Annotated in this window: 27 protein-coding genes; 18 read left to right on the forward strand and 9 right to left on the reverse strand. The window is 65.4% G+C overall.

The window, feature by feature from the left end:
* Positions 1–2 precede the first annotated feature (2 nt).
* The 4 genes from AC1ROT_RS14340 (at position 3) to AC1ROT_RS14355 (ending at position 4,001) form a co-directional block, all read left to right on the forward strand.
* A complete protein-coding gene (locus AC1ROT_RS14340) occupies positions 3–1,061 on the forward strand; it encodes an NADP(H)-dependent aldo-keto reductase (RefSeq protein ID WP_492999804.1) in 1,059 nt (352 codons plus the stop codon).
* A 53-nt stretch (positions 1,062–1,114) separates the two neighbouring features.
* A complete protein-coding gene (gene thpR / locus AC1ROT_RS14345) occupies positions 1,115–1,744 on the forward strand; it encodes an RNA 2',3'-cyclic phosphodiesterase (RefSeq protein ID WP_492971897.1) in 630 nt (209 codons plus the stop codon).
* Positions 1,745–1,753: 9 nt separating this feature from the next.
* The gene (gene cobB / locus AC1ROT_RS14350) at positions 1,754–2,470 is read left to right on the forward strand and encodes a Sir2 family NAD+-dependent deacetylase (protein WP_492999807.1); all 717 of its coding nucleotides are present in this window, start codon (positions 1,754–1,756) and stop codon (positions 2,468–2,470) included.
* A 115-nt stretch (positions 2,471–2,585) separates the two neighbouring features.
* A complete protein-coding gene (locus AC1ROT_RS14355) occupies positions 2,586–4,001 on the forward strand; it encodes a sensor histidine kinase (protein ID WP_492999808.1) in 1,416 nt (471 codons plus the stop codon).
* Positions 4,002–4,005: 4 nt separating this feature from the next.
* On the opposite strand, the gene AC1ROT_RS14360 is transcribed toward AC1ROT_RS14355, so the two are convergent.
* A complete protein-coding gene (locus AC1ROT_RS14360; protein ID WP_492971894.1) occupies positions 4,006–4,440 on the reverse strand; it encodes a metallopeptidase family protein in 435 nt (144 codons plus the stop codon).
* A 59-nt stretch (positions 4,441–4,499) separates the two neighbouring features.
* Between AC1ROT_RS14360 and AC1ROT_RS14365 the strand changes: the two genes are divergently transcribed.
* The 8 genes from AC1ROT_RS14365 to AC1ROT_RS14400 all read left to right on the forward strand — a co-directional run bounded on the left by AC1ROT_RS14365 (position 4,500) and on the right by AC1ROT_RS14400 (position 9,821).
* Complete coding sequence (locus AC1ROT_RS14365) at positions 4,500–4,856, forward strand: 4a-hydroxytetrahydrobiopterin dehydratase (protein WP_492999810.1); 357 nt, start codon at positions 4,500–4,502, stop codon at positions 4,854–4,856.
* A gap of 2 nt (positions 4,857–4,858) precedes the next feature.
* On the forward strand, positions 4,859–5,470 hold the full coding sequence (locus AC1ROT_RS14370; RefSeq protein WP_492999812.1) for an SCO family protein: 612 nt from the start codon (positions 4,859–4,861) through the stop codon (positions 5,468–5,470).
* 203 nt (positions 5,471–5,673) lie between these two features.
* The gene (locus tag AC1ROT_RS14375; protein ID WP_492999814.1) at positions 5,674–6,915 is read left to right on the forward strand and encodes a polyhydroxyalkanoate depolymerase; all 1,242 of its coding nucleotides are present in this window, start codon (positions 5,674–5,676) and stop codon (positions 6,913–6,915) included.
* Positions 6,916–6,978: 63 nt separating this feature from the next.
* Positions 6,979–7,449 (forward strand): YcgN family cysteine cluster protein, encoded by a 471-nt coding sequence (locus AC1ROT_RS14380; protein WP_492999815.1) that lies wholly within the window; start codon positions 6,979–6,981, stop codon positions 7,447–7,449.
* A gap of 91 nt (positions 7,450–7,540) precedes the next feature.
* Positions 7,541–7,888 carry a hypothetical protein gene (locus tag AC1ROT_RS14385; protein WP_492999816.1) on the forward strand — a complete coding sequence of 116 codons (348 nt, stop codon included), beginning with the start codon at positions 7,541–7,543 and terminating at the stop codon, positions 7,886–7,888.
* Complete coding sequence (locus AC1ROT_RS14390) at positions 7,885–8,268, forward strand: hypothetical protein (RefSeq protein ID WP_492999818.1); 384 nt, start codon at positions 7,885–7,887, stop codon at positions 8,266–8,268. The genes AC1ROT_RS14385 and AC1ROT_RS14390 overlap by 4 nt, the downstream gene beginning before the upstream one ends.
* A gap of 121 nt (positions 8,269–8,389) precedes the next feature.
* Positions 8,390–8,887: a KdsC family phosphatase gene (locus AC1ROT_RS14395; protein WP_492971887.1), complete on the forward strand. Its 498-nt coding sequence runs from the start codon at positions 8,390–8,392 to the stop codon at positions 8,885–8,887.
* 28 nt (positions 8,888–8,915) lie between these two features.
* Complete coding sequence (locus AC1ROT_RS14400) at positions 8,916–9,821, forward strand: SDR family oxidoreductase (protein WP_492999819.1); 906 nt, start codon at positions 8,916–8,918, stop codon at positions 9,819–9,821.
* On the opposite strand, the gene AC1ROT_RS14405 is transcribed toward AC1ROT_RS14400, so the two are convergent.
* Positions 9,818–11,098 carry a 3-deoxy-D-manno-octulosonic acid transferase gene (locus AC1ROT_RS14405; protein WP_492999821.1) on the reverse strand — a complete coding sequence of 427 codons (1,281 nt, stop codon included), beginning with the start codon at positions 11,096–11,098 and terminating at the stop codon, positions 9,818–9,820. The genes AC1ROT_RS14400 and AC1ROT_RS14405 overlap by 4 nt on opposite strands.
* 122 nt (positions 11,099–11,220) lie before the next feature.
* On the opposite strand from AC1ROT_RS14405, the gene AC1ROT_RS14410 reads away from it, so the two are divergent.
* Complete coding sequence (locus AC1ROT_RS14410) at positions 11,221–11,991, forward strand: crotonase/enoyl-CoA hydratase family protein (RefSeq protein ID WP_492971884.1); 771 nt, start codon at positions 11,221–11,223, stop codon at positions 11,989–11,991.
* Here the strand turns inward: AC1ROT_RS14410 and mutY are convergent.
* The gene (gene mutY, locus AC1ROT_RS14415) at positions 11,948–13,084 is read right to left on the reverse strand and encodes an A/G-specific adenine glycosylase (RefSeq protein WP_492999823.1); all 1,137 of its coding nucleotides are present in this window, start codon (positions 13,082–13,084) and stop codon (positions 11,948–11,950) included. The two genes, AC1ROT_RS14410 and mutY, sit on opposite strands and share 44 nt — an antisense overlap.
* 114 nt (positions 13,085–13,198) lie before the next feature.
* Between mutY and AC1ROT_RS14420 the strand changes: the two genes are divergently transcribed.
* The 5 genes from AC1ROT_RS14420 (at position 13,199) to AC1ROT_RS14440 (ending at position 20,493) form a co-directional block, all read left to right on the forward strand.
* A complete protein-coding gene (locus tag AC1ROT_RS14420; RefSeq protein ID WP_492999826.1) occupies positions 13,199–14,353 on the forward strand; it encodes an ABC transporter substrate-binding protein in 1,155 nt (384 codons plus the stop codon).
* Positions 14,354–14,382: 29 nt separating this feature from the next.
* The gene (locus AC1ROT_RS14425) at positions 14,383–14,907 is read left to right on the forward strand and encodes a DUF721 domain-containing protein (protein WP_492999827.1); all 525 of its coding nucleotides are present in this window, start codon (positions 14,383–14,385) and stop codon (positions 14,905–14,907) included.
* A gap of 106 nt (positions 14,908–15,013) precedes the next feature.
* Positions 15,014–15,631, forward strand: a complete 618-nt coding sequence (locus AC1ROT_RS14430; protein ID WP_492999828.1) for a DsbA family protein — start codon at positions 15,014–15,016, stop codon at positions 15,629–15,631.
* Between the two features lie 37 nt (positions 15,632–15,668).
* Complete coding sequence (locus AC1ROT_RS14435; RefSeq protein ID WP_492999830.1) at positions 15,669–19,793, forward strand: AAA family ATPase; 4,125 nt, start codon at positions 15,669–15,671, stop codon at positions 19,791–19,793.
* 4 nt (positions 19,794–19,797) lie between these two features.
* The gene (locus tag AC1ROT_RS14440; protein ID WP_492971878.1) at positions 19,798–20,493 is read left to right on the forward strand and encodes a hypothetical protein; all 696 of its coding nucleotides are present in this window, start codon (positions 19,798–19,800) and stop codon (positions 20,491–20,493) included.
* 6 nt (positions 20,494–20,499) lie between these two features.
* On the opposite strand, the gene AC1ROT_RS14445 is transcribed toward AC1ROT_RS14440, so the two are convergent.
* The 6 genes from AC1ROT_RS14445 to AC1ROT_RS14470 all read right to left on the reverse strand — a co-directional run bounded on the left by AC1ROT_RS14445 (position 20,500) and on the right by AC1ROT_RS14470 (position 26,569).
* On the reverse strand, positions 20,500–21,426 hold the full coding sequence (locus tag AC1ROT_RS14445) for a pentapeptide repeat-containing protein (protein WP_492971877.1): 927 nt from the start codon (positions 21,424–21,426) through the stop codon (positions 20,500–20,502).
* Positions 21,427–21,523: 97 nt separating this feature from the next.
* Positions 21,524–22,516 (reverse strand): 2-hydroxyacid dehydrogenase, encoded by a 993-nt coding sequence (locus tag AC1ROT_RS14450; protein WP_492971876.1) that lies wholly within the window; start codon positions 22,514–22,516, stop codon positions 21,524–21,526.
* 192 nt (positions 22,517–22,708) lie between these two features.
* A complete protein-coding gene (locus AC1ROT_RS14455) occupies positions 22,709–23,317 on the reverse strand; it encodes a hypothetical protein (protein WP_492999831.1) in 609 nt (202 codons plus the stop codon).
* A 181-nt stretch (positions 23,318–23,498) separates the two neighbouring features.
* On the reverse strand, positions 23,499–24,413 hold the full coding sequence (locus tag AC1ROT_RS14460; protein WP_492999833.1) for an Hsp33 family molecular chaperone HslO: 915 nt from the start codon (positions 24,411–24,413) through the stop codon (positions 23,499–23,501).
* Positions 24,414–24,455: 42 nt separating this feature from the next.
* On the reverse strand, positions 24,456–25,385 hold the full coding sequence (gene argF, locus AC1ROT_RS14465) for an ornithine carbamoyltransferase (protein ID WP_492999835.1): 930 nt from the start codon (positions 25,383–25,385) through the stop codon (positions 24,456–24,458).
* Positions 25,382–26,569: an aspartate aminotransferase family protein gene (locus AC1ROT_RS14470; RefSeq protein ID WP_492971872.1), complete on the reverse strand. Its 1,188-nt coding sequence runs from the start codon at positions 26,567–26,569 to the stop codon at positions 25,382–25,384. The genes argF and AC1ROT_RS14470 overlap by 4 nt, the downstream gene beginning before the upstream one ends.
* Positions 26,570–26,639 lie beyond the last annotated feature (70 nt).

A 26,639-nucleotide genomic window follows, 5' to 3' on the forward strand; every position in this document is an offset into this window, starting at 1 on the left:
TCATGGAGTTCCGTCGCTTAGGCCGCACCGACATTCAGGTGAGCCTGATTTGCCTGGGTACCATGACCTGGGGCGAGCAGAACACCGAAGCCGAAGCCCACGCCCAGCTGGATTACGCGCTGGAGCGCGGCATCAATTTCATCGACGCCGCCGAAATGTATCCGGTGCCGCCCCGCGCCGAGACGCAGGGCCGCACTGAAAGCTATGTCGGCACCTGGCTGAAGGCGCGCGGCAATCGCGACAAGGTGGTGCTGGCCACCAAGGTGGCCGGCCGCGGTGGTGGCCCGCGCGGCGATTTCACCTGGCTGCGCGATGACAAGCAGCCGCCGAACCTGAGCCGCAAGCAGATTTTCGAGGCGGTCGACAAAAGCCTGAAGCGGCTGCAGACCGATTATATCGATCTCTACCAGTCCCATTGGACCGATCGTCTGACCACCAATTTCGGCCGCGCCGAATATCCGTGGAACAGCGAGGAGTCGATCGCCATCGCCGAGACGCTGGATGCGATGGGCGAACTGGTGAAGGCCGGCAAGATCCGCACCTTCGGCGTATCGAACGAAACCGCCTGGGGCGTGATGCGCCATGTGAGCGACGCTGCGGCCAGCGCCGCGCGACCGCGCATCGTCTCGATCCAGAACCCCTACAACCTGCTGAATCGCTGGTACGAAAGCGCACTGTCCGAAGTGACGCAGATGGAAGAGGTCGGCCTGCTGGCTTATTCGCCGCTCGCCATGGGTGTGCTGAGCGGCAAGTATCTGGGCGGCGCCCGGCCGCCGGGCAGCCGCCTGGCCCTGTTCACGCGTTTCACCCGCTACAGCAATCCGCAGGTCGACCGCGCCACCGAACGCTATGTGGCATTGGCCAAGCAGCATGGCCTCGATCCTTCGCAGATGGCGCTGGCCTTCGTGAATACCCGGCCTTTCGTCACCAGCAACATCATCGGCGCAACGTCGCTGGAACAGCTCAAGATCAATATCGACAGTATTGGCGTGACACTTTTCAAGGAGGTTCTGGACGGCATCGAGGCGATCCATCGCGATCAACCGAACCCGAGCGCCTGACCACCGGCGTTTGCTCTGGGCCATAGCGCCCGTTCCAGCGGAGGGCTTTCCCCATGATCCGCTTGTTCGTTGCCTTACGCTTCCCCGACGATGTCCGTCGGTCTCTTGCCGCCCTTTGTGCCGGCGTGCCCGGTGCGCGCTGGGCCAACCCCGACCAGTTTCATCTCACCCTGCGGTTTATCGGCGAGGTTGATGGCCGCACGGCGCGCGCCATTGGCGAAGAGCTGTCGGGCATTATCGTGCCCAGCTTCGATCTCGAGCTGTTCGGCGTCGGCACCTTCGGCGACAAGCGCAAGGCCAATTCGCTCTGGGCCGGCGTACGTCCCAATGCCACGCTGAACCGCCTGCAGGACAAGGTGGACAATGCCGTGCTGCGCGCCGGCCTGCCGCCGGATCGCCGCAAGTTTATGCCGCATGTAACGCTGGCGCGCCTGAACAACGCACCGTTCGACCGCGTGGGCGCTTTCCTCAGTCATCACGCGCTGTATTCAGCGCCAGTCTGCTATGTCGACCGCTTCGTGTTGTATTCCAGCTTCCTGTCCTCCTCGGGCGCGATCTATACGCCCGAGCATGTCTATCGCGTCGATGGCGGCGAGGCAGACGATGAGGAACATGACTGGATGGCCGACGAAGCCGAGCATTGGGAGCGCCAGGAAGTCGCCGCCTATGGTCATGGCGAGTAGCCGCGGCCGGTGACGCAGACGCGCTTCCGTTCCATCGTCGTGTTGACCGGCGCCGGCATCTCGGCGGAGTCCGGCCTCGGTACTTTCCGCGACAAGGACGGTCTGTGGACCAAATACGACCTGCAGGATGTGGCGACGCCGGAGGGCTTCGCGCGCAATCCGGTGCTGGTGCATGACTTCTACAATGCCCGGCGCAAAAACCTGGTGGAGGCCACGCCCAATGCCGCCCATGTGGCGCTGGCCGAGCTGGAGCGCCGCTTCGATGGCGATCTGCTGCTGGTGACGCAGAATGTCGACGACCTGCATGAACGGGCGGGATCGACAAAGCTGCTGCACATGCATGGCGAGCTGCTGAAAATCCGCTGTGAAGCCTGCGAAAATATTATGCCCTGGCGCGATGATCTCGATCTTGCCACCACCTGTCCGGCCTGCGCCACCACCGGGCGCCTGCGGCCCCATGTGGTCTGGTTCGGCGAGATGCCGCTGCATATGGACGAGATTTACCGGGCGCTCGATGCCTGCGACCTGTTCCTGTCCATCGGCACGTCAGGTCAGGTTTATCCTGCGGCCGGCTTTGTGGCCGAGGTCCGTCGCGCTCGCCGCGCCCATACGGTGGAACTCAATCTCGATCCCTCCGATGGCGCCTCGCTGTTTGCCGAGAAAATCTTCGGCCCGGCCACCAGCCTGGTTCCGACTTTCGTCGAACGGCTGCTCACGGCGGGCTGATACTGCCGGCTTAGCTGAGGGCCTGCGATGCGCCGCAGAGGTTGAATGCGCCGGGTCATGCCGAAACCCGGTTGCGGCGGCATAGCGCTATGCCTAGCCTGACGGGATTGTTGTCATGAGCCCGTTGCCGCCTTTGTCCGCTCCCTCCGCCACCCTGCACTGGTACGATTCCGCATTCGCAGATCCGGCCCTGGAGCAGGAATTCCAGCAGGCCGAAGCGCCCAGCACGCTGATCTACGCGCGTTATGCGCTGGGCCTGGCGGCTGGATTGTTTACCAGTTTCGGCGTCACCGACTGGTTGTTTGCTCCGGCGGCGATGACGATGAGCATCATCCGCGCCATCTCGGTTCTGGTTCTGCTGGCGGGTATCGTCGCCACCTACGATCCGCGCGTGCTGCCGCGGCATCAGCTGATCATGCAGATCGGCGCGCTGGCGGTCGGTTTCGGTTTCGTCGGCATCGTCGCACTGACGCCGCCGGTGCTGCTCCCGCTCTATCTCGATTGCGTCATTCTGGTCATCATTGGCATCTTCGTCGTGCTGCGGCTCGGCACTTTGCGCGCGGCAACCGTTGTCGCCACCGTCATTGCAGTGCTCGACATTACCTATGTCGCCCTTCAGCTCGGCACGCCACTGGAATTCACCGTCTATCAGGTGATGATGGCCACCGCATTCGCGATCGGATTCTTCTCCAATTATGTTTATGAGCGCCAGCGCCGCATCGCCTATCTGGGCCGGCATGCCGCCGAACTGCAGGCGACCCGGCTGGAGCAGGCGCTGCATCGCACGGCGGAAGCCCAGATGCGGGCTGAGCAGGCGGCACGGGTCAAAACCGACTTCGTTGCCCATGTCAGCCATGAGTTGCGCACGCCGCTGAATGCTGTGATCGGTTTCGGCGAGGTGCTGGAACGCCAGGTCTTCGGTCCGCTCGGCCACCACAAATATGCCGAATATGCCCGCGACATCCGTGAAAGCGGCCAGCATCTACTGTCGCTGATCAACGATGTGCTGGATCTTTCCAAGATCGAAGCCGGTCGCATGGAGCTGCATCACGAAGCGCTGTCGCCGCACGAGCTGGTGCGCGCCAGCCTGGTGCTGGTTTCCGGCCTGGCGCAGATGCGCGGCACGACCGTGGATGTTACCGTGGACGAAACCTTGCCCATGGTGATGGGCGATGCCCGCGCCATCAAGCAGACCCTGGTCAATCTGCTCTCGAATGCCCTGAAGTTCACCCCCTCGGGTGGCGATGTGCGGGTCGAGGCCACGGCAGAGGACAAGGTCGTGCGTTTCACCATCAGTGATGATGGGCCCGGCATGACCCAGTCGCAGGTGCAGGTGGCGATGACGCCTTTCGGTCAGGTCAGCGGTATGGTGGCGCAGAGCGAACGCGGTACAGGCCTGGGGCTGGCGCTGGCCAATCGTCTGGCCGAACTGCATGGCGCGCCGCTGGCGATCGCCTCCACACCTGGCCATGGCACCCGTGTGGCCTTCCGCCTGCCGCGGCAGGATGCCGTGCAGATGGCGGCCGACTGACCGTTCAGACGATACTGTCCTCGATGGCATGCATGTCGTCGTCCGACAGGCCGACATGGTGGCCGATCTCGTGGATCAGCACATGGCGCACGACATCTCTCAGCGCCTCGCCGGTCTCGCACCAGTAATCCAGCAGCGGCCGGCGATAGAGGAAGATCATCGCCGGCAACGTGCCGGTCTCGCCGCGATCCTCGGCCAGAACGCTGCCGCCGCTGTACAGGCCCAGCAGGTCGAAGGGCGTATCGCAGGCCATTTCGGTCAGGGTGTCGTCATCGGGGAAATCAACCACCTGGATCGGCACGCCATCGATATAGCGGGCCAGCGCGGGACGTAGCCGTTTCAATTCGGCTTCGCCGATGGCGGCGATATCGTCCAGGCTGGGCGCGAGGCTCTCGGCGCGCGGGTGCGAACTGGCGGGGGCAGACGGTATCTGGCTCATGCGGCGGATCGTCTCAAGCGGCTGGACGGCGGTTGAAGCAGGCCGGGGCGCGCGCTAGCTTGCGCGCCAGACCGCCTGATCACAGGCGGCAGGAGGATGACATGGCAATCCGCAAACTGGAAGGCGCCGCGCGCAGCGATGCATTGCAGCGTTTTGCGAGCTGGAGCCACGATCCCGGCCGCGATGCGATCAAGAAGACGTTCCTCTTCGCCGATTTCAACGCTGCCTTCGGCTTCATGGGCCGTGTGGCGCTGATGGCCGAGAAGCTGGATCACCATCCCGAATGGTTCAACGTCTATAATCGCGTCGAGATCACGCTGACCACGCATGATGCCAACGGGCTGAGCGAGCGGGATGTGGCGATGGCCGATTTCATCGAGACGACGGCTGCGGCCCTCGGCGGCAAGGGGAAGTAATCATGTCTGCTGCCAAACGCGGCCTGCAGCGCGGCGTCCTGATTGTCGCTGCCATTGTTGTGATCGGCTTCCTGGGTTTCCTCGGCTTGCAGTGGTTCGCGCCCAGAGGCGACGACGCGGGCAATGGCCCGGTCGCCATCGGCGGGCCGTTCACGCTCACCGACCAGGACGGCAAGACGGTTTCGGACAAGGATTTCGCCGGCAAGCTGATGCTGGTGTATTTCGGTTTCACCAACTGCCCCGATATTTGCCCCACCGGCCTGCAGACCATTGCCATCGCCATGGATGAACTGGGCGCGGCGGGGGCGCAGGTGCAGCCGATCCTGATCACCGTCGATCCCGAGCGCGATACGCCGCCGGTGATGAAGGAATACGTGCAGGCCTTCCACGAACGCCTGGTCGGCCTGACCGGCACGCCGGAGCAGATCGCCGCCGTGGCGCGCGCCTACCGGGTTTATTACCAGAAGGTCCAACTCAAGGATTCGAGCCTGGGCTATTCCGTCGATCATTCCGGTTTCATCTACCTGATGGACGGGCAGGGCCGGTATCTGGCGCATTTCCGCCATGATGCAACGCCGGATCAAATGGCCCAACGCATCAAAGCCAGACTTTAAATCGTTCCCGATCAGCGGGTTGTATTGAATGCACGCATATGTTGCAGTGCAAAATATTTTGTGCGGACACTGAGGAATCGCGTTAAGCTGCCCTATGTGACGCAGCGTGACATCTCGTCGGTCACAGTTCGCTAACAGCTTTGTCCGAGTCTTGTGGTGCGGCCGCCTCAGTTCCGCCGCGCTCCGGCATCAGGGTGGGACCTATGCTCTATCAGCTCTTTGAATTCCAGCAGGCTGCCCTGCAGCCCTTCCGGGTTTTGGCCGAAGCGCAGACCAAGGCGCTGAAGCTGCCCTATCTGCCGGTGAACTATTCGCCGGCCGCGCGCACGCTCGCCGCCGGCCTGGAAGTCTTCACCAATATCACGCGCCGTTACCCGAAGCCGGCCTTTGGCCTGCCCTCCACCCTGGTGGAGGGCAAAAAGCGTCCGGTGACCGAGGAATACGTGCTCGATCTGCCATTCTGTCGGCTGAAGCATTTCGTCCGCGAGGGCTGCGAAGACCGTAACGATCCGAAGCTGCTGATCGTGGCGCCGTTGTCGGGCCATTACGCCACGCTGCTGCGCGGCACGGTCGAAGCGATGCTGCCGCATCACGAGGTCTATATCACCGACTGGGTCGATGCCCGCGACGTGCCGCTGAGCGACGGCGCTTTCGATCTCGACGACTATATCGATTACGTGCGCGAATTCTTCGCCGCGCTCGGCCCGGGCAGCCATGTCATGGCGGTGTGCCAGCCTTCGGTGCCGGTGCTGGCCGCGATTGCACTGATGTCGGAAGACAACGACGCGAATCTGCCGCGGTCGATGACGCTGATGGGCGGGCCGATCGATACCCGCATCAGCCCGACCACGCCGAACGACCTGGCGCAGGAACATTCCATCGAGTGGTTCGAGCACAGTGTGATCAATCATGTGCCCTTCCCGCATGCCGGTTTTATGCGGCAGGTCTATCCGGGTTTCATCCAGCTCACCGGTTTCATGACCATGAACCTGGATCGCCATGTCGGCGCCCATGTGCGGCTGTTCCATCATCTGATCAAGGGCGACGGCGACAGCGCCAAGGCCCATACCGATTTCTATGATGAATATCTCGCCGTCATGGATCTGCCGGCGGAATATTATCTGCAGACCGTGAAGGCGGTGTTCCAGGAGCACCAGCTGCCACGCGGCACCATGACCCATCGCGGCCGGCCGGTGGATTGCACCGCGATCCGCAAGACCGCACTGCTGACAGTGGAAGGCGAGAAGGACGATATCTCCGGCGTCGGCCAGACCATGGCGGCCCATGATATTTGTCCGAATATCCCGCAAACCCGGCGCCAGCACCATCTGCAGGCTGGTGTCGGCCATTATGGCGTGTTCAATGGCCGCCGCTGGCGCGAGGAAATCGCTCCCCGGGTGACGGCCTTCATCCGCCAGCACAACGGCCAGCCCGGCAAACGCTAGGGTCTGTTATACCGCTGGGGCTTACGCCTTTCTGGACGACGGCTTCCGGCGTAAACTGCCCGCATGTCCCGTGCCCTGCCATTCTGGCGCCGCAAGCGCCTCGACCAGATGACCCAGTCCGAATGGGAGTCGCTCTGCGATGGCTGCGGCAAATGCTGCCTCTACCGTCTGGAAGACGAGGATACCGGCCATCTGGAACAGACCAATGTGGCCTGCAAGCTGCTGAACTGTTCAACGGGCCAGTGCAGCAACTATCCCAAGCGCAAGAAGATCGTGCCCGACTGCATCCAGCTCACGCCGGCTAAGGTGGCCAAGATGAACTGGCTGCCGAAAAGCTGCGGCTACCGGCTGGTGGCCCAGGGCAAGGATCTGCCCTGGTGGCACCCGCTGAAAAGCGGCAGCCGAGAGACCGTGCACCAGGCCGGCGTTTCGGCGGCCGGCCGCTGCATCTCGGAAAAAGAAGCCGGCGAGCTGGAAGACCATGTCGTCTTCTGGCTGGATGATATGGGCCCGCCGAAACCAAAGCGCCGCTGAAAGCGTTGATAGGGCTGATCGCCCGTGAATAGGCGCAGAATCGCCCTATTCCGGTGCAAGCATTGCAACCGATCCAGCACGGGAGTCGGCCATGTCGCGCACCAGCCTGGTTTATGCCCTGACTTTTATGATCGCTGCCGCCGCGCCGTCGTTTGCCCAGACCACGCAGACGATGGATCCGACCGAATGGAGCCGCCAGCGCGTGGAGGCGGAAAACCGCCGCCTGCAGCCCGAACGCCATGATCAGGAGAAGGATTTCCTCACCCTGCAGCGCGAGCTGGGCGAGCAGCAGGAGACCCGGCGTCGTCTGGGGATCGAGGAAGACCGCCGCCTCGGTCCCGAGCGCGGCGCCGATGTCGATCCGCTGCGCGGCCGCGAAGATCCCACCCGTGAAATCGGCGCGGTGCGCCAGCGTTTCGAGAACGAGCGCCGGCCATGATGCTGCGTCTTAGCGGATGGCTGCTGCTGGCCTATGGCCTGGCAACCCCACTGGCGCTGGCCCAGAGCAGCGATCCGGCCGAGTGGAACCGCCAGCATATGGAGTCCGAAACCCGCCGCATGGAGCTGGAGCGCGAGCAGCGGTTCCAGGACGCCCGGCGCAGCCGGCAGGAGGATGCCGCGCGCCAGGACCGCCAGCGCCAGCTCAACATGAACGAGGACCAGCGCCGCCTCGATACCATGCAGCGCCGCCGTGATGCCGAGGGTGCCAAACGCCAGACCGAGACCCAGCGCCTGCAGCTCGATCAGCGTCGCCGGGCGCTGGAGGCCGAGCAGCGCCGCGAGCGCCAGCAGCAGATGAACCGTACCCTGCCGCCCTGAGCCGCCTGACGCTGCGTCAGATGCGGCGCCGATGCTGGCGCCGGCCCCGGCTTCCCCGCTAATCTTGTCGGATTATTTGCAGTCGGGTCCGCAGGCTGTCGCGGGCCAGGGGGAGAGTTTCATGCTGGACGCCGATCTGGTTGCCCGCTTCAAGGCTATCAAACTGCTGTCGCTCGATCTCGACGGCACGCTCACCGATGGCGGGCTTTATTACGCCGATGACGGCTCCGAGCTGCGCAAATACCATGTTCAGGACGGCTTCGGCATTCTGCTGGTGAAAGAGGCCGGCATCGAGGTGGCGCTGATCACCATGAGCGACACGCCCTCGATCCAGCGCCGCATCGACCGGCTGAAAATCCGCTTCGGCCATATGGGCGTGCGGCACAAGCTGCCTCGGTTGCAGGCGATCTGTGCCGAACTCGGCATCGGCCTCGACCAGGTCTGCCATGTCGCCGACGACGTCAACGATCTCGATGTGATGGGCGCGGTCGGCCTGCCAATTGCCGTGGCCAATGCACGGCCGCAGGTGAAAAAGGCCGCGGCTTACGTCACGGATGCCGCCGGCGGCCATGGTGCCGTGCGCGAAGTCTGCGATCTGCTGCTCGAATACAAAGTCTGAACTCAGAACCCATAAACGGAGGATTCCCATGGCCATCGATTTCAATGGTCGCGTCGCCATCGTCACCGGCGCGGGCGCCGGTCTGGGCCGCAGCCATGCGCTGCTGCTGGCATCGCGTGGCGCCAAGGTGGTGGTGAACGATCTGGGCGGCGGGGTGGATGGCACCGGTGCTTCGGCCAAGGCGGCCGACCAGGTGGTGGCCGAGATCACCGCGGCCGGCGGCGTGGCGGTGGCGAATTACGACAGCGTATCGGAAGCCGGTGCGGCGGCGAATATCGTCAAGACCGCGATGGATGCCTTCGGGCGCGTCGATATTGTCGTCAACAATGCCGGCATCCTGCGCGACAAGACCTTTGCCAAGATGGATGTGGCTGATTTCGACACCGTCGTGAAGGTGCATTTCCTCGGTTCGGCTTATGTCACCAAGGCGGCCTGGCCGGTGATGCAGCAGCAGAATTACGGCCGCATCGTCATGACTTCGTCGAATTCCGGCCTGTATGGCAACTTCGGCCAGTCGAATTATGCCGGCGCCAAGATGGGCGTGGTCGGCCTGATGAACTCGCTGAAGCAGGAAGGCGCCAAATACGGCATCCTGGTCAACACCATTGCGCCGGTTGCCGCCACCCGCATGACCGAAGCCCTGCTGCCACCGCAACTGCTGCCGCATCTCAAGCCCGAATATGTGACGCAGGCCGTGGCCTATCTCTGCTCGGAAGCCTGCACCGCCACCGGCGACATCATCTCGGCTGGCGCCGGGTTCTACGCCAAGATGCAGATCATGGAATCCCAAGGCATGTTCTTCGGTGTCGATGCCAAGGTCACCGTCGAGGATTTCGCTGCCAATTACGCGAAAATCACCGATATGTCCAAGCCGCAGCATTTCGGCTCGTCGATGGAAGAGGTGGCGCATATCGCCAAGCCCTTCGTGGGCTAGCGGCTCGGCGGCAGATGCTGCAGGACCGCTGCTGACAGGCGTTCGATGATATCCGCCGGTCCGGCAGCATAGGCCTGCCCGGCATCGGCCAGGGTGCGGCGGCGCTTCTGGTCTTCGAACAGCGCGATTATCTGGGCCCCCAGGTCTTCCAGATCCTCCACCTGCACGGCGCCGCCGGCCTGCAGCAGGCCGGTGCTGACTTCGGCGAAATTGAACATGTGCGGACCGAACAGCACGGCGCAGCCCAGGCGCGCCGGCTCCAACGGATTATGGCCGCCATGGGGGATCAGCGAGCCACCCATCGCCACGATCGGACTGATGCGATACCACAGGCCCAGTTCGCCCAGGGTATCGGCGATATAGAGCTCGGTTCCCGCATCGGGCCGTTCATCGCGCGAGCGCAGGGCGCTGGTCAGGCCGCCGGCTGCCAGTTCCGCGGCGATCTCCGCTCCGCGTTCGGGGTGGCGCGGCACGATCAGGGTCAGCAGGTCGGGGTGGCGGAATTTCAGTCGGCGATGCACCTCGGCCACCAGGGCTTCTTCGCCGGCATGGGTGCTGGCGGCGAGCCAGACCGGCCGCAGGTCCAGTTGCCGGCGCCAGGCAGCCAGGTCCGCGGGATTGACCGGCAGCGGTGGCGCGGCATGTTTCAGGTTGCCGGCTTCGATCACATCCGTCATGCCCAGCCGGCGCAGGCGCTCGGCATCCTGCGCGGTCTGCGCATAGACCGCAGCAAAGCCCTGCAGCAGCCAGCGCGCGGTACCCGGCATGCCGGCCCAGCGCCGGCAGGAGCGTTCCGACATGCGGGCGTTGATGAGCAGCGTCGGGATGCGACGCAGGCGCAGGCTGTTCAGGATGCCCGGCCAGAAATCGGACTCGCTCCACAGCACCAGGTCCGGTTTCCAGTGATCGAGGAAACCATCCACGGCGCGCGGCAGATCGACCGGCAGAAACTGGTGCAGCACGCCGGGTCCGGCGCGACGTTCGACCAGGGCTGCCGAGGTGACGGTGCCGGAGGTCAGCAACCAGGTCACATCGGGGCGCTGCTCGTGCAGATGCTGCAGCAGCGGCAGCAGGGCCTGGCTTTCACCCACGCTGGCACCATGGCACCAGACCACCAGTCCGGCCGGACGCGGTCGGCCGGCGATGCCCAGCCGTTCGGGCAGGCGGGCACGGTCTTCCTTGCCGATGCGGGCGCGATGTTGCAGCCACAGGCGTACGGCCGGTGCGATCAGATGCCCGGTGCCGCGCCAGAGGGATCGCCGCCAGTCGAAGGTCATGGCCAGTGTGTAGCAGCGTCGTTGCCGTAAGGACAAGACGGCCAAAGGGATTTGCCGGGCCTTGCGGGGGCGCGCCTGCACTGTCAGCCTGTCGGGATCAGTGAAAATCCCGGGAGGATGTCATGGCTGTGCATGTCGAACGCAAGGGAGCGATCACCACCGTGATCCTCGACCGGCCCGAGGCGCGCAATGCGGTCGACCGTCCCACCGCCGATGCGCTGCGCCAGGCCTTCAAGGATTTCGACGCCGATGAAACGGCAAAGGTTGCCGTGCTCTGGGGTGCGGGCGGCACGTTCTGCGCCGGCGCCGACCTCAAGGCGGTTGCCGATGGCGACAAGCGCAACGATGTCTCGCCGGAATCCGAAGGTCCGATGGGCCCGACGCGGCTGATGATGTCCAAGCCGGTGATCGCGGCGGTGTCGGGTTTCGCCGTGGCCGGCGGACTGGAGCTGGCCCTGTGGTGCGACCTGCGCGTGGCCGAAGAGGATTCAACCTTCGGCGTGTTCTGCCGGCGTTGGGGCGTGCCGCTGATCGATGGCGGCACGGTGCGTCTGCCGCGCCTGATCGGCCACAGCCGCGCGCTCGACATGATCCTCACCGGTCGTGCCGTGAGCGCTGACGAAGCATTGAACATCGGCCTGGCCAATCGCGTGGTGCCGAAGGGGCAGGCGCGGGTGGCGGCGGAAGCGCTGGCCGAAGAGATCAGCCGCTTCCCGCAAGGCTGCATGCTGGCCGACCGCAGTTCCAGCTACCGCCAGTGGGATATGTCGCTGGATGCCGCTTTGCATGACGAGGCCGAGGGCGGCCTGCCGATCGTGACCGAAGAGGCGATAGCGGGGGCCGCGCGCTTCAAGAGCGGCCTTGGCCGCCACGGCGACTTTTCGTCGATCTGACCGTTTCGCCGGGCGTTTCGCGCGGCAGCAGGCCCAGCATCTTTTTCATCACCGTGGGCAGCTGCGCTTCGCGTGGCGGCTGCCACACGCCCGCCAGCTTGGCGGCGGCCTTGGCATTGATGCGGCCATGCAGGGCCGCGATCTTCAGCGTGAAATGCGTGAAGCCGTGTTCGGCCGCGGCATCCGCCACCGGCTGCCAGGCCAGCGCCGCCGGGGCATGGTCCAGCGCTTCGTCCACTTGCGGCCAGGGCGTATCGCGCCACGGTGTGCTGGGCACCTCCAGCATGCCGCCCAGCAGGCCCTCGGGCGGTCGTCGACGCAGCAGCACGGCGCCGTCGTCGCGTTCCAGCAGGAAGGCGATGGTGTGTCGGACCGGGCGCTCCGCCTTTGGTGCTTTGCGCGGCAGCGTCGCGGCAATGCCGCGTTTGAACGCCTGGCAGATGACCTGCAGCGGGCAGAGCAGGCAGTCGGGGCTTTTCGGCGTGCACACGGTCGCGCCCAGATCCATCATGGCCTGCGCGAAATCGCCAGGCCGCGTCTGCGGCGTCACCTGCGCCGTCAGCTTGCGCAGTTCGGGCTTAGCCTGCGGCAGCGGCGTCTCGACGGCGAACACCCGCGCCAGAACGCGTTCGATATTGCCGTCCATCACTGCGGCGGGCTGTCCGAAGGCGATGGCGGCAATGGCGGCGGCGGTATAGGCGCCGATGCCGGGCAGTTCCAGCAATCCTTCTTCCGTATCGGGGAACACGCCGCCGAGTGTGGCGCTGACCATCTGCGCGCATTTGTGCAGGTTGCGGGCACGGGCGTAATAGCCCAGGCCGGCCCAGGCCTCCATCACCTCGTCCACCGGCGCTGCCGCAAGGTCATGCACGCTCGGCCAGCGCTGCAGGAATTTGGCGAAATAGGGGATCACGGCGGGCACCGTGGTCTGCTGCAGCATGATCTCGCTGAGCCAGACGCGATACGCGGCCATCGCCGGCTGTCCTGGCGGGCTACGCCACGGCAGGTTGCGGTGATGGCGGTCGTACCAGGGCAGCAGCAGGGCGGCGAGATCGGGCGCAGCGGCGCGGGACTTTGGCCGTGATTGGGGCATGGACGGACCGTAACATTGAAAACGGACGATTGTCATCGCATCGGCCGCATTCGCGCTTGCGCGTTGTGGCCGGCTGCGCCATTTTGACGCCGATTTTTCAGCGGAGTGAAGGCCATGCGCAGCAGAATTCTGGCGGCCCTGATCGCGGTGTTGATGGCGGGCGGCGTCCAGGCCGCCGAACCCCAGCGCAATGAAATTGTGCTCGGCACCCTGACCGACCTGTCCGGCCCGGCGGCGGCCTATGGCCATGCGGTGGTCAACGCCATGCGCCTGCGCTTCGATGCGGTCAACGCCGCCGGTGGCATCCGCGGCCGCAAGCTGCGCCTGGTGGTCGAGGACCACCAGTTCCAGGTGCCGCGCGCGGTGCAGGCCGCCAACAAACTGATCAAGCATGATCGCGTGCAGGTCTTCGTCGGTTCGCTCGGCACCGCGCAGGTGCAGGCGGTGTTGCCGCAGTTGAGGCAGGCCGGCATCGCCAATCTGTTTCCGATGGCGGCCAGCCGCGACCTGGTGCAGGCACCCGATGCCGTGACCTGGATTTCCGGCTCGCTCTATTACGACCAGATCCGCGCCGGCGTGAAGTGGATGGTCGAGACCCAGGGCAAGAAGGCGGTCTGCGCGCTGGCCCAGAGCACTGATTACGGCGAGGAAGTGCAGCAGGCGCTGCGCGACCAACTCGCCCGGCATGGCCAGACGCTCGGGCTTGTCGTCACCCATCGCCCCACCGACACCGACTTCACCGCGGCGATGACGCGGCTGCAGTCGGCTGGCTGCGACCTCGTCGTGCTGGCGACGCTGCTGCGCGACACCATCCTGCCGATGACCACGGCCCGGACCATGGGCTGGAGCGTCACTTTCCTCGGGCCCTCCACCACGCATGATTATCTGCTGGCCCAGGCGCCCGGCGGCGGCACCCAGGGCCTGTACAGCGTGTCTTCGATTGCGCTGCCCGAGCGCAGCGGCGCCAGTACCGAGGTTGTGGCCTGGATGGATGCTTACAAGGCGCGCTTCGGCCAGGAACCCAATGCCGGTGCGATCTATGGCGCCACCATTGCCGATCTGGCCATCCTGGCGCTGGACCGCGCCGAGGGCGACACCGCCATGCCACGCCTGACCCGCGCCGTGGCCGGCATCCGCGGCTGGCGCGACCTGTTCGGCGGCACCGTGCAGGATTTCGCCGATGGCGGCCGCCAGGGCACGCGGCAGGCCTATGTCTATCAGCTGCGCGGACCGCGCTACGAGCGGCTGTCGGAGGCGCTCGGCTACTAATCGCGGCGACGGCGGCGTAGACTGCCGCCATGGCCGATGAGTCGAAGAAAGCCGATCCTGCCGCGCGCAATCCCGCGCAGCGCACCAATGCGCCCAAGGCGCTTGGCCTGTCGCTCGGCCGCCTGACCCGGCCGCTTATGAAAAACCGCGGCGCGGCGCTGGGCGAGATCATCCATCGCTGGGGCGAGATCGCCGGCCCGCTGCTGAAAAGCGAAACCCAGCCTGAGCGCATGAGCTACGCCTCCGGCGCCGGCCACGCCGCCACGCTGGAGATCGGTGTCAGCCCGGCCTTTGCACTGGAGTTGCAGCATCTGAGCCCGTTGATCATCGAAAAGATCAACGGCTACTTCGGGTATCGCGCCGTCGAGCGCCTGAAGCTGAAGCAGATGCCGATCCGCCAGCCCGAGTCGCATCTGAAGCCCGCGCGCACGACTCGGCCGCTCACCGCTGACGAGCGCGCCCGGCTGGAGAAAATGCTGGTTGGAGTCGAGGACAAGGAGCTTCGCCAAGCCCTTGAGAACCTTGGACGATCACTTCTTGGTGCGAGTCGCTGAGCTGCCTTGAGCCGGCCAGATTCTTGTGGATAAAGGCAGAGTCCGGTTGCAGGCCGGATCGTGCAACATAGAATGCCCCCTAGATGTAGGGGGTCGGAGTATCTCCATGAAATATATACAGCGTTTGGTTCTGACCCTGTCTTTTGTGATTGCGGGTTTCTTTGGTTCCACGGCTCTGGCCCAGACGGCAGCGCCGGCGGGTAATCCGCGTCTGCAAGACATGGTGCTCGGCAAGGCCGAGGCGCCGATCACCATCATCGAATATGCCTCGCTCACCTGTCCGCATTGCGCGCGCTTCCATGCCGAGGTGCTGCCGGCGCTGAAGACCGAGTATATCGACACCGGCAAGGCGAAGCTGATCTTCCGCGACTTCCCGCTCGACCAGATGGCTTATGCCGGCGCGGTGCTGGCGCGCTGCGGCGGGCCAGAGAAGTATTACACCTTCCTCAACGTGCTGTTCGCGCAGCAGCGCCAGTGGGCCGGCGCCACCGATCCGAAAGCGGCGCTGGTGCAGATCGGCCGTCTGGGCGGCGTCTCGTCCGAGCAGTTCGAAGCCTGCCTCGCAGACAAGCCGCTGGGCGACTACATCCTGAATTCGCGCCTCGAAGGCAATCAGAAGTTCAACGTCAACTCGACGCCGACTCTCATCATCAATGGCAAGACCGAAGCCGGTGCGCCGACGATCGAAGAGTTGCGCAAGAAGCTCGACGCGCTGGCGAAGTAAGCTTCGCCAGTCGCGACAGTATCGAAAGGGAGTTCCCGTGCAGTTTACCAAGTTGCGCTTGTCCGGTTTCAAATCCTTCGTCGAACCGACGGATTTCGTGATCCATCCGGGTCTGACCGGCATTGTCGGTCCGAACGGCTGTGGCAAGTCCAATCTGGTGGAAGCCCTGCGCTGGGTGATGGGCGAAAACTCGGCCAAGCGCATGCGCGGCACGGGCATGGATGACATGATCTTTGCGGGCACGGCCACCCGGCCGGCCCGCAATATCGCCGAAGTCACGCTCACGCTGGACAACAAGACGCGTACCGCGCCCGCCGCCTTCAACGAGATGGAGACGGTGGAGATCACGCGCAAGATCGAACGCGAGAAGGGCTCCGACTACGAGATCAACGGCAACGACGTGCGCATGCGCGACGTGCAGTTGCTGTTCGCCGATCTGGCGTCGGGCGCCAATTCGCCGGCCATGGTCAGCCAGGGCCGTGTCGGCGCCATCATCAACGCCAAGCCGACCGACCGCCGCATGCTGCTGGAAGAGGCGGCTGGCATTTCGGGCCTGCATTCGCGCCGTCATGAGGCCGAGCTGCGGCTGAAGGCCGCCGAGCAGAATCTGGAACGCGTGGTCGATGTCATCGGCCAACTCGACAACCAGCTGCAGTCGCTGAAGCGCCAGGCCCGACAGGCCAGCCGCTATCGCAACATCGCCGGCCAGATCCGCCGCACCGAGGCGATCCTGTTCCATCTCAAGCATGCGGCGTTGAAGAACGCGCTGGCCGAGGCCGAGCAGGCCCTGCAGGCCGCCGAGCGCGAGGTGGCCGATCGCACGCTGCAGGTCTCCGAAGCCCATGGCGCCGAACGCATCGCCGCCGAGGCGCTGCCGCCGCTGCGCCATCATGAGGCCGAAGCCGGCGCCAAGCTGCATCGCCTGACCGTGGCGCGCGAAGGCCTGGAGGCGGAATCCGATCGCGCCCGCGAGGCCGCCGACCAGGTGCGCCAGCGTCTGGACCAGATCAATGCCGACGCCGCGCGCGAAACCGCGTTGGCCGAAGACGCCCAGGCGACTGTCGCCCGCCTCTCGGCCGAGGATGCCGACTTGCAGGCCCAGCGCGCCGGCGAGACGGATGCGCAGGCTGCGGCTGAAGCGGCTGTTGCAGACTCTGAGGCGAAGGTCGCCGCGCATCAGAGCGAGCTGGACACATTGTCCGACCGCGCTGCCCAGGAACAGGCCAGCCGCGCCCGCCTGCGTCAGGCTATCGAGGACGGCGAGCGTCGTCTGGCCCGCCTGAAGGGCCGTCTGGAAGAACTCGGTAACGAGGAAGCCCGCCTGCAGGCGCAGACGGAATCGCTGGCCGAGGCCGAGGCGGTCAATGCCGAAGTCGAGGCCCGGCAGGTGGCGGTCGAAACCGCCCGCACGGCGCTGGATGCCGTTGAAGCCGATCATGCGCAGAAGATCGAGGCCGCGCGTCAGGCCTACGAGGCCGTCGAGGCCGAGCAGGGCCGCCTGATCGAGGCGGCGCGTGCAGCCCTCGAAGCCGTCGAAGCCGAGCATGCGCAGAAGATCGAAGCCGCCCGCAGCTTGCTGGCCCAGGCCGGCGCCGAGCATGAGCAGAAGATCGAGGCCGCCCGCGCGGGCCTCAACGCCGTCGAAGGCGAGCATGCGCAGAAGATAGAAGCCGCGCGCAGCGGCCTGAACGCCGTCGAGGCCGAGCATGCCGAGACGATCGCGGCCGCCCGCAGACATCAGGAAGCCGCCGAAGCCGAGCGCAACACCGTCGCGCAGAGCGAGCAGACCGCCCGCGATGCCTGGCAGGGCGTGCAGGGCGAACTCACCCGCCTGAAGGCGGAAGAGGCCGGCCTGGCCAAGCTGCTGAAGGTCGATGAAGGCAATCTCTTCGCGCCGCTGATCGACCAGATTCAGGTGGCGCCGGGTTATGAAAAGGCGCTGGGCGCCGCGTTGGCCGACGAACTGAACGCGGCCACCGATCCCAATGCGCCGATGCACTGGGATGCGCTGCCGCCGCTGACCGATGCACCGGGGCTGCCCGCGGGCGCCGAGCCGCTGTCGCGCCATGTCACCGGGCCGGCGGCGCTGCAGCGCCGTCTCAGCCAGATCGGCCTGGTCGCTGATGATGCCGATGGCGCCCGCCTGCGCGCCGACCTGCGGCTGGGTCAGCGTCTGGTTACCCGCTCGGGCGCGCTGTGGCGCTGGGACGGCTTCACGGTCAAGGCTGGCGCGCCGACCTCGGCCTCGGTGAAGCTCGAACAGCGCAACCGCCTGGCCGACCTGCGCGAGGAACTGCGCGAGATGGAAGGCAAGCTCGGCGATGCCCAGCGCGCCTATGAAGCGGCACGCCATGCCACCGAAGCCGCGGCCGCTGCTGAGCGCGCCGCGCGCCAGGCGATTGCCGCGGCCGAAGCCGAGCGCAACACCGCGCGCCAGCAGGCGGCCGGCATCGTGCAGGGTGCCGAGCAGAGCCGCAACGAAGCGCGCCAGCAGGCCTCAGGCATTGTGCAGGCGGCCGAACGCGCCGCCGCCGAGGCGCGTGACCGCGCCAGCCAGGCCGTGGCCGCGGCCGAGCGCGAGCGTCAGGGCGCCCGCGACCGTGCCAATCATGGCGTGGCGACCGCCGAGCGCGACCGCAACACCGCGCGCGAACATGCCACCCAGGGCATCACCGCTGCCGAGCGCGAGCGCCAGACGGCGCGCGAGCAGGCCAGCCAGGATATCGCCCGCGCCGACCGCGAACTGGGTCAGGCGCGCGACCGCCAGGCCGAGGGCGTGCGCAAGGAAGCCGAGCGCCAGGCGCAGCTCGCCGCCATCGCCGAGCAGAAGCAGCAAACCGAGCTGGAAATCCTCGAAGCCGAAGAGACCCGCGCCGCCGATGGCGTGGCGCTCGATGCGCTGCCACCGGAAGACGAGGTGCGTCAGCTCATCAGCGTCGCGCGCGACGAGGTGAATGCGCTGCGTCAGGCCCTGGCCGAAGCACGCGCCGCGCTGGACCAGCTGCGCCGTGATGCCGAGGCCCGCGCCCGCCGTCTGGAGGCCATCGTGGTCGAGCTGCGCAATGCGGCTGCCCGCAACGACAGCGCCAGCCAGCAGATCGCCCAGCTCACGGCACGCCGCAGCGAGGCGGAAGTCGAACTGACCCGCCTGGAACTGATCCCGCTGGAACTCGACAGCCGCAAGGCCGCGCTGCAGGAGCAGATCGACCTGGCCGAGGTGGAGCGCCGCGAGGCCGCCGACCATCTGGCCAATGCCGAAGCCGCGCAGCAGCTGGCAACCAAGACCGCCCGCGAGATCGAGCAGCTGCTCGGCTACGGCCGCGAGGCCCGCGTGAAGGCGGAAAGCGACCTGGAGCATCAGCGCGTCAGCCTGGACGAGTTGGCGATCCGCGTGCGCGAGGTGCTCGACTGCACGCTCGACCAGGTGCTGAAGGCCGGCGATGTGGACGAGGGCGAAGACTTCCCCGAACTGCCGCGCGTGGAAAACCAGCTCGAACGCCTCCGCAAGGAGCGCGACAATATGGGCCCGGTCAACCTGCGCGCCGAGTTGGAAGCCAACGAGGTGGAAGAGAAGCTCACGGCGTTGTCCACCGAGCAGACCGATCTGGTCACCGCCATCGAGAAGCTGCGCCAGGGCATCACCACGCTCAACAAGGAAGGCCGCGAGCGCCTGCTCGAAGCCTTCCAGAAGGTGGATGGCCATTTCCAGAAGCTGTTCGTTGAGGTCTTCGGCGGCGGCAAGGCGCATCTGCAGCTGGTCGAGAGTGATGACCCGCTGCAGGCCGGCCTGGAAATCTACGCCTCGCCGCCGGGCAAGCGTCTGCAGGTGATGTCGCTGCTCTCGGGCGGCGAGCAGGCGCTGACGGCGCTGTCGCTGCTGTTTGCCGTCTTCCTCACCAACCCCGCACCGATCTGCGTGCTGGACGAAGTGGACGCGCCGCTGGACGACGCCAATGTTGAGCGGCTGTGCAACCTGATGGAAGCGATGGCGCGCCAGACCCAGAATATGGGCGAGGGCACGCGCTTCGTGGTGGTCACCCACCATCCGATCACCATGGCGCGCATGGACCGCCTGTTCGGCGTCACCATGGCCGAACGTGGCGTCTCCACCCTGGTCTCGGTCGACCTCGCCGGCGTCGAGGAACTGAAAGCGATCGCGTAGGGCAATGGCCGGGCCGCTGCCGCGAATAGCATCGGCTCGTGGCCTGATCTGGGTAACACTTCTCGTTGTCTGCCTGTTTCATTCTGCCCATGCGGCGGACAATACCGGCAGACGCTTGCCTCCCATAGATGAGGCAAACAAAAATACTTCCTTCCTTCAATTTAGGAGGCAGTTGCAATCAATAGTGAAGCGTCGGGATGCTTCTGCATTGATCGGAGTGCTGACCTCTGATTTTGCCAACGCTTTTGAAGGCGACAAAGGTGTCGATGCGTTCAGGGAGAATTGGAATCCACAGAATCGGAACAGCCCGATTTGGAGAGAACTCGAGAGACTGCTCAAACTTGGTGGGTCATTCCAAGCCGATGGTTCCTTTTCGGCACCGTACACGTTCTCGGAATTTCCATCATCTCAGGTCGATCAGTTTGAGCATGCGGTGGTGGTGCGTCGGGGCAGTACGCTGCGTGCCGCCACCCGCAATGATGCTGCAATCATCGAAAAGCTTGATTACGATATAGTGCGCATTCTCGATCCTGCCGGCTATATGTCGGTGCCAGAGGGCAGCTATGTCCACGTCCAGTCGGCCAGCGGCAAGATTGGCTATGTGTCAGCCAGCAATATCCGGCATGCCCTCGATTACAGAGCCAGCTTCGAGCTGCGTGGTGGTCAATGGAAAATGACGTCGCTGGTTGCTGGCGACTAGGCAGTCCTACAGACTCCCCGCTGGCATGAAGCCGTGGGCGCCATCCAGCAGGGCGCCGCGGAAATCGGCACCGGTCAGGCGGCAGCGCGAGAGATTGGTGCCGCGCAGATCGGTGCAGATCAGCCGCGCGCCGGTCAGGTCGGCGCCGGCTAGGTTGGCGAGGCTCAGATCGGCGCCGCTCAGATCCACATCCACCATGCTGGCATTGACCAGATAGGCGCCGCGCAGGCCGGCACGGATGCCCTTGTTGCCATCGGTGGTGATCCACAGCGCATGTTGGGCGATGATCTCTTCCAGGCCGCCGGGCGGCAGCCGCGGGGCGAGCTGGCCGCCGGCGGCGGCAATCGCCTCGGCCATGCCGTCGCCGAGATCGGCGAGCGCGAATTGCACGCCGCGCAGATCGGCGCCCCTGAAGCTGACATTCTCCAGCCGCGCAAACGAGAAGTCGGCGCTGTCCAGCTTGGCCTTGTCAAAATTGGCATCGACAAGCTGGGCGCGGGCGAAGCTGGTGCCATGCATCACCGCGCCGCCGAGGCGGGTATTCTGGTTGCCGTCCTGGCCGGCATGGGGCGCGAGGCGGGCTTCCGAGAAATCGGTCTGGGTCAGCACCGCGCGGCTCAGGTCGGCGCCGCTCAGATTGGCCTTGTGAAAGATCGCCTTGGTCAGGTCGGCCGCCGAGAGATCGGCGCCGGTCAGGTCGCCGCCAGTGAAATCGCTTTCGCGCAGGTCGGCGCAGGAAAAGCCGCAGAAAGTGAGATGCGCCTGGCGCAGCTGCTTCTTCTGCAGCTTGATGGCGCCGAAATCCACATGATCGAGCCGCAGCTGCTTGCCCACGCGGACAGCCGTGTTCTGCGACTGCAGATAGCGGCCATGGGCAGCGATCATGTCGAGGAAGTCGGCGGGTGCGCGGCTGTAGGAGGGCGTCTGGGTCATCGCGGATTCGGCAGGAACGGGCTGAGACTAGGCAGCCGGATCATCCTTGTACATAGCAAAACGGCGTCCGGCCGGGGCAGGACGCCGTTCAAGGGCATCAGAGCAGGCCCTGGATCACCCGGTCGGGCGGAGCATGGCCATCGGCGAAGGTTTTGATGTTTATCAGCACCTTCTCGCCCATGTCGATGCGGCCTTCCAGGGTGGCCGAGCCCATATGCGGCAGCAGGATGACGTTATCCAGTTCCAGCAGCTTGGGGTTCACCGCCGGCTCGTGTTCGAACACGTCGAGGCCGGCGCCGGCGATCTCGCCCTTGCGCAGCTTCCGCACCAGGGCGTTCTCGTCGATGATCTCGCCGCGCGCGGTATTGACCACATAGGCATGCGGCGGCAGCAGGTCGAGCCGGCGTGCCGACAGTAGGTGGAAGGTGGCCGGCGTATGCGGGCAGTTCACCGAGATGATGTCCATGCGGGCCAGCATCTGGTCGAGGCTCTCCCAGTAGGTCGCCTCCAGCTCCTGCTCGATGCTTTCGTGCACGCGCTTGCGGTTGTGATAGTGGATCGACAGGCCGAAGGCTTTGGCGCGGCGGGCGACGGCCTGGCCGATGCGGCCCATGCCGATGATGCCGAGCCGCTTGCCCCAGATACGCTGGCCCAGCATCCAGGTCGGCGACCAGCCCTCGAACTTGCCGTCCTGCAGAGCGCGGGCGCCCTTCACCAGACGGCGCGGCACGGCCAGGATCAACGCCATGGTCATGTCGGCGGTGTCTTCGGTCAGCACGCCGGGCGTGTTGGTGACGGTGATGCCGCGCTGGCGGGCGGCGGCCAGGTCGATATGGTCGACACCGGTGCCGAAATTGGCGATCAGGCGAAAGTTGGGCCCGGCATGGGCCAAGATGGCGCCGTCGATGCGGTCGGTGATGGTCGGCACCAGCACGTCGCAGGTCTTCACGGCTTCGATCAGTTCCAGATTGGTCAGCGGCTTGTCCGCCACGTTCAGCCGCGTGTCGAACAGCTCCATCATCCGGGTTTCGATCGGGTCCGGCAGCTTCCGGGTCACGATAACCAGGGGGCGCTTTTTCGGCGTCGGCATAGGGCGTTTCCACTCCGCGAAAAGGGGAGGTTTCTCAAGCCCTCTCTAGCAGATCGACCCGGCCGAGACAAACCTCGACCGGGTCGAAAACAGCTACCCTAAGGGCAGGGACCGGTTAGACATTCGGCCAACGCTACGTCAGATCGTCTGTTGGCGTACGAACGGCCGGCCAGCGCCGGATGAACCGCCTAATTAGCGGGCATAGAGCGGCATATACTGGCGGATGTTGCGCTCCAGCTCACGGTTCACGTCCATCATGGTTTCGCGCACCAGGCTGTGGATCGCGCGGTCGCGGTCGTTCAGCGTGGCCTTCTCGCTGATCGAGTTCGAGCGGCGTGCCGAGGCCGAGGCCTCGCCGACGCGGAAGCCGCGGGCATCGCGCACCTCGACCGCCATTTCCACTTCGGTATCGAAGCGGGCGACCTGGTCTTCGGTGAAGCTGCCGCGCAGGCCCGGGGTTTTCTTCAGGTCGACCTCGGTCACGCTGGCCTTGCGGATCACCACGGTGACGCGGTTCTGCTGGCTCATGTCCAGCGCGATACGGTCGCGGGTCCAGCGGGTGGCCACACTGGCCGGCGGCTGCGGGATGGCCAGTTCGATATGCGGCGGCTGCGCGGTCGGCTGGTATTCCAGCACGGTTTCCACGGTGGAGGCGGCGAAGGTGATCTTGGGCTGATCCTGGAAGGTGATCTCCGGCAGGATCGACTTCTCCAGCGGGCCCGAGCAGGCGGCGACAGCGAAGACCAGGCCGGCAAGGACGGCGAGGCGGGCCGGGATGGCGGCGGCAATACAGGGATTCATATCGTTTCTCCTTGGTTTTCCGCCCCTAAATAGGCGGCGAAATAGGGCAAATTCAAGGCCCGCCCGGGGCATATATCCGGGCTGCGGGCCGTATCGGTTAAGGAATGAACGCAGGACTGTGTGGGAGAGAAACGGCGCAGACGCGATTTCGTTTGCTGCGGATTTCAGCCTTTTTGCGGCATCAGCCTTTTACGGCCTCGGCGGGGAAGGCATAGGTTTCGCTGCAGAACTGGCAGGTCACCGTGATCTGGCCGTCGGCATTGGCCATGTCGGCGATCTCCTCGGCCGCGAAGGTGGTCAGGATGCCACGCACCTTGTCGGGCGAGCAGGTGCAGCGGTCGGCCAGTGCCCCGGCCTCGAAGACCCGCACGCCATCCTCGTGGAACAGGCGGAACAGCAGGTCATTCGGGCTTAAGCCCGGATCGGTCAGCTCGTCGGGTTTGGTGGTGCCCAGCAGGGCGGTCACTTTTTCCCAGGCAAAGCCGCGTTCCTCCGTCGACAGCCCGCCGGGCTGTAGCGGCAGCTGCTGCAGCAGGATGCCGCCGGCGCGCCAGATGCGGCGATGCTCGCCGGTCTTGCGATGGCTGGCGCCCAGCACCACGCGGGCGTTGAGCTGGTCGGACTGGGCGAAATAGGCATGGGCGGCATCGGCCAGTGTCGAACCCGACAGGTCGACGATGCCCTGGTAGCGCTCCAGGTCCTCGCTCTTGGGATCGATGGTGAAGGCGAGATAGCCTTTGCCCAGCAGCAGCGGCACCAGCCCCGCCGTGCCGCCGGGGCCGATCTCCAGGCCTTCCAGCCGCTCGGCATCGAAACTGGCATAGCCGCGCAGCTGGCCCGGCGTGCGGCAGTCGGCCACCAGGGTCGAGACCGGGCCGTCGCCCTTGGCCTGCAGCGAAAACACACCGTCGAATTTCAGCGCGGTGGCCATGGTGGCGACCAGCACCAGCGCTTCGGCCAGCAGATAGGCGACCGGCTCGGGATAGGCATGGCGCGCCAGGATGCGGTCGATCGCGGGGCCCAGCCGCACCAGGCGGCCGCGCGTATCGCACTGCTCGATCTGGAAGGGCAGCGACAGGTCGTCGAGAAGAGGCATGCTACGCACGGCGTCCAATATAAAGCGGCTGAAGCGCCAATCCTAGGCGCCGAAACACCAGGCCAGGATCGCCTTCTGCGCATGCAGGCGGTTTTCCGCCTCGTCGAACACCACCGATTGCGGCCCGTCGATCACTTCGGCAGTGACTTCCTCGCCGCGATGGGCCGGCAGGCAGTGCATGAAGATGGCGCCCTTGCCAGCCTTGGCCATGAGGGCGGCATTGACCTGATAGGGCGCCAGGATCTTGTGGCGCTTCTCGGCATCCTTCTGGCCCATCGACACCCAGGTGTCGGTGATGACGCAGTCGGCATCGGCCACGGCCGCGGCCGGATCGATGGTCACGCGGATCTGGCCCTGTCGTTCGGCCGCCCATTGCAGCACTTTCGGATCGGGCTGCAGTTCTTCCGGGCAGGCGAGGTCGAGGCGGAAGCCGAACAGCACGGCGGCATGGATCAGCGAGGTGGCCATGTTGTTGCCGTCGCCGACCCAGGCGATCTTGCGGCCCTTGATCGGACCGCGATGCTCCTCGAAGGTCATCACATCGGCCATCACCTGGCAGGGATGGCTGTCGTCGGTCAGGCCGTTGATCACCGGCACGCTGGCATTGGCGGCCAGCTCGGCCAGGTTCTGCGCCTTGCTGGTGCGCATCATGATGGCGTCGACATTGCCTGACAGGATCTTGGCTGTATCGGCGATGCTTTCGCCGCGGCCCATCTGCAACTCGTCGGCGCGCACCACGATGGTCTCGCCGCCGAGCTGGCGCATGGCGCTGTCGAAGCTCAGCCGCGTGCGGGTCGACGGCTTCTCGAAGATCATCGCCAGAATCCGGTCGCGGCCCGGCCGCGTCGGCTCGACATGGCCTTTCGGCAACCCCTTGCGGCCGGCCTTCATCTGCGATGCGTGGCTCAGAATGCCGCGCAGCGTCTCGGCCGGCAGGCGGTCGAGATCGAGGAAATGGCGAATCCCGCTCATGCTGCGGCCTTGGCTTTGTCCTGCAGCTTCTGGCAGGCAGCTTCCAGCCGGCGGATGCCTTCGGCAATATCCTTTTCCGGCACCGTCAGCGGCGGAATCAGCCGCAGCGTGTTGTCGCCGGCGGTGACGCCCAGCACATGCTCGTCGCGCAGCGTCGCCTGGAACTCGGTGTTCGGCACCTTGGTCTTGATGGCGAGCAGGAAGCCCTGGCCGCGCACATCCTCGACCACGTCGGGATAGCGGTCCTTCAGCATGACCAGCTGCTGCATGAAATACGACGAGCGCTTCTGCACGCCGTCGAAGAACCCCTCTTCCAGCATCACGTCCAGCACGGCATTGCCCGCCGTCATCGCCAGGATGTTGCCGCCGAAGGTGGTGCCATGGGTGCCGGGCGTCAGGCCTTTCGCGGCTTCCGCCGTGGCCAGCACGGCGCCGACCGGGAAGCCGCCGCCCAGGCCCTTGGCCAGCGACATGATGTCCGGCGCGATGCCCGACCATTCATAGGCGAACAGCTTGCCGGTGCGGCCCATGCCGGTCTGCACTTCGTCCAGGATCAGCAGCAGGTCATGCTCGTCGCAGAGCTGGCGCAGGCCGCGCAGCATCTCGGTCGGCACGCTGCGGATGCCGCTCTCGCCCTGGATCGGCTCGATCATGATCGCCGCCGTCTCCGGCGTGATCGCATCCTTGGCCGCCTTCAGGCTGAATTCGACCTGGTCGAAGCCTTCAACCTTGGGGCCGAAGCCCTCCAGATACTTGGCATTGTTGGTCGCTGCCAGCATGGCCAGCGTACGGCCATGGAAGGCGCCCTCGAAGGTGATGATGCGGAACTTCTCCGGCTTGCCGCTGACGGCAAAGTATTTGCGCGCGCATTTCACCGCGCCCTCGTTCGCCTCGGCGCCCGAGTTGCAGAAGAAGGCCTTGTCGGCAAAGGAATGGGCCACCAGCCGTTCGGCCAGCCGCTCCTGCGCCGGAATCCGGAACAGGTTGGAGGTGTGCCACAGCTTGGCCGCCTGCTCCTGGATCGCCTTCACCAGGTGGGGATGGCTGTGACCGAGTGCGGTCACCGCGATGCCAGAGCCGAAGTCCAGATAACGTCGACCGTCGGCGGTGTGGAGGTAGGAACCCTCGCCCCGCTCGAACGCAAGGTCCTGCCTCGCGTAAGTCGACATCAATGCTTCGGTCACGACACGCTCCTCTCGCCATGGCCCGGAGCCAATTCTTCACAATGAAGGTTGGCGGGGCCTGAAAATAATG

The organism is Ferrovibrio sp. GW821-FHT12E11 (genome assembly GCF_058806975.1).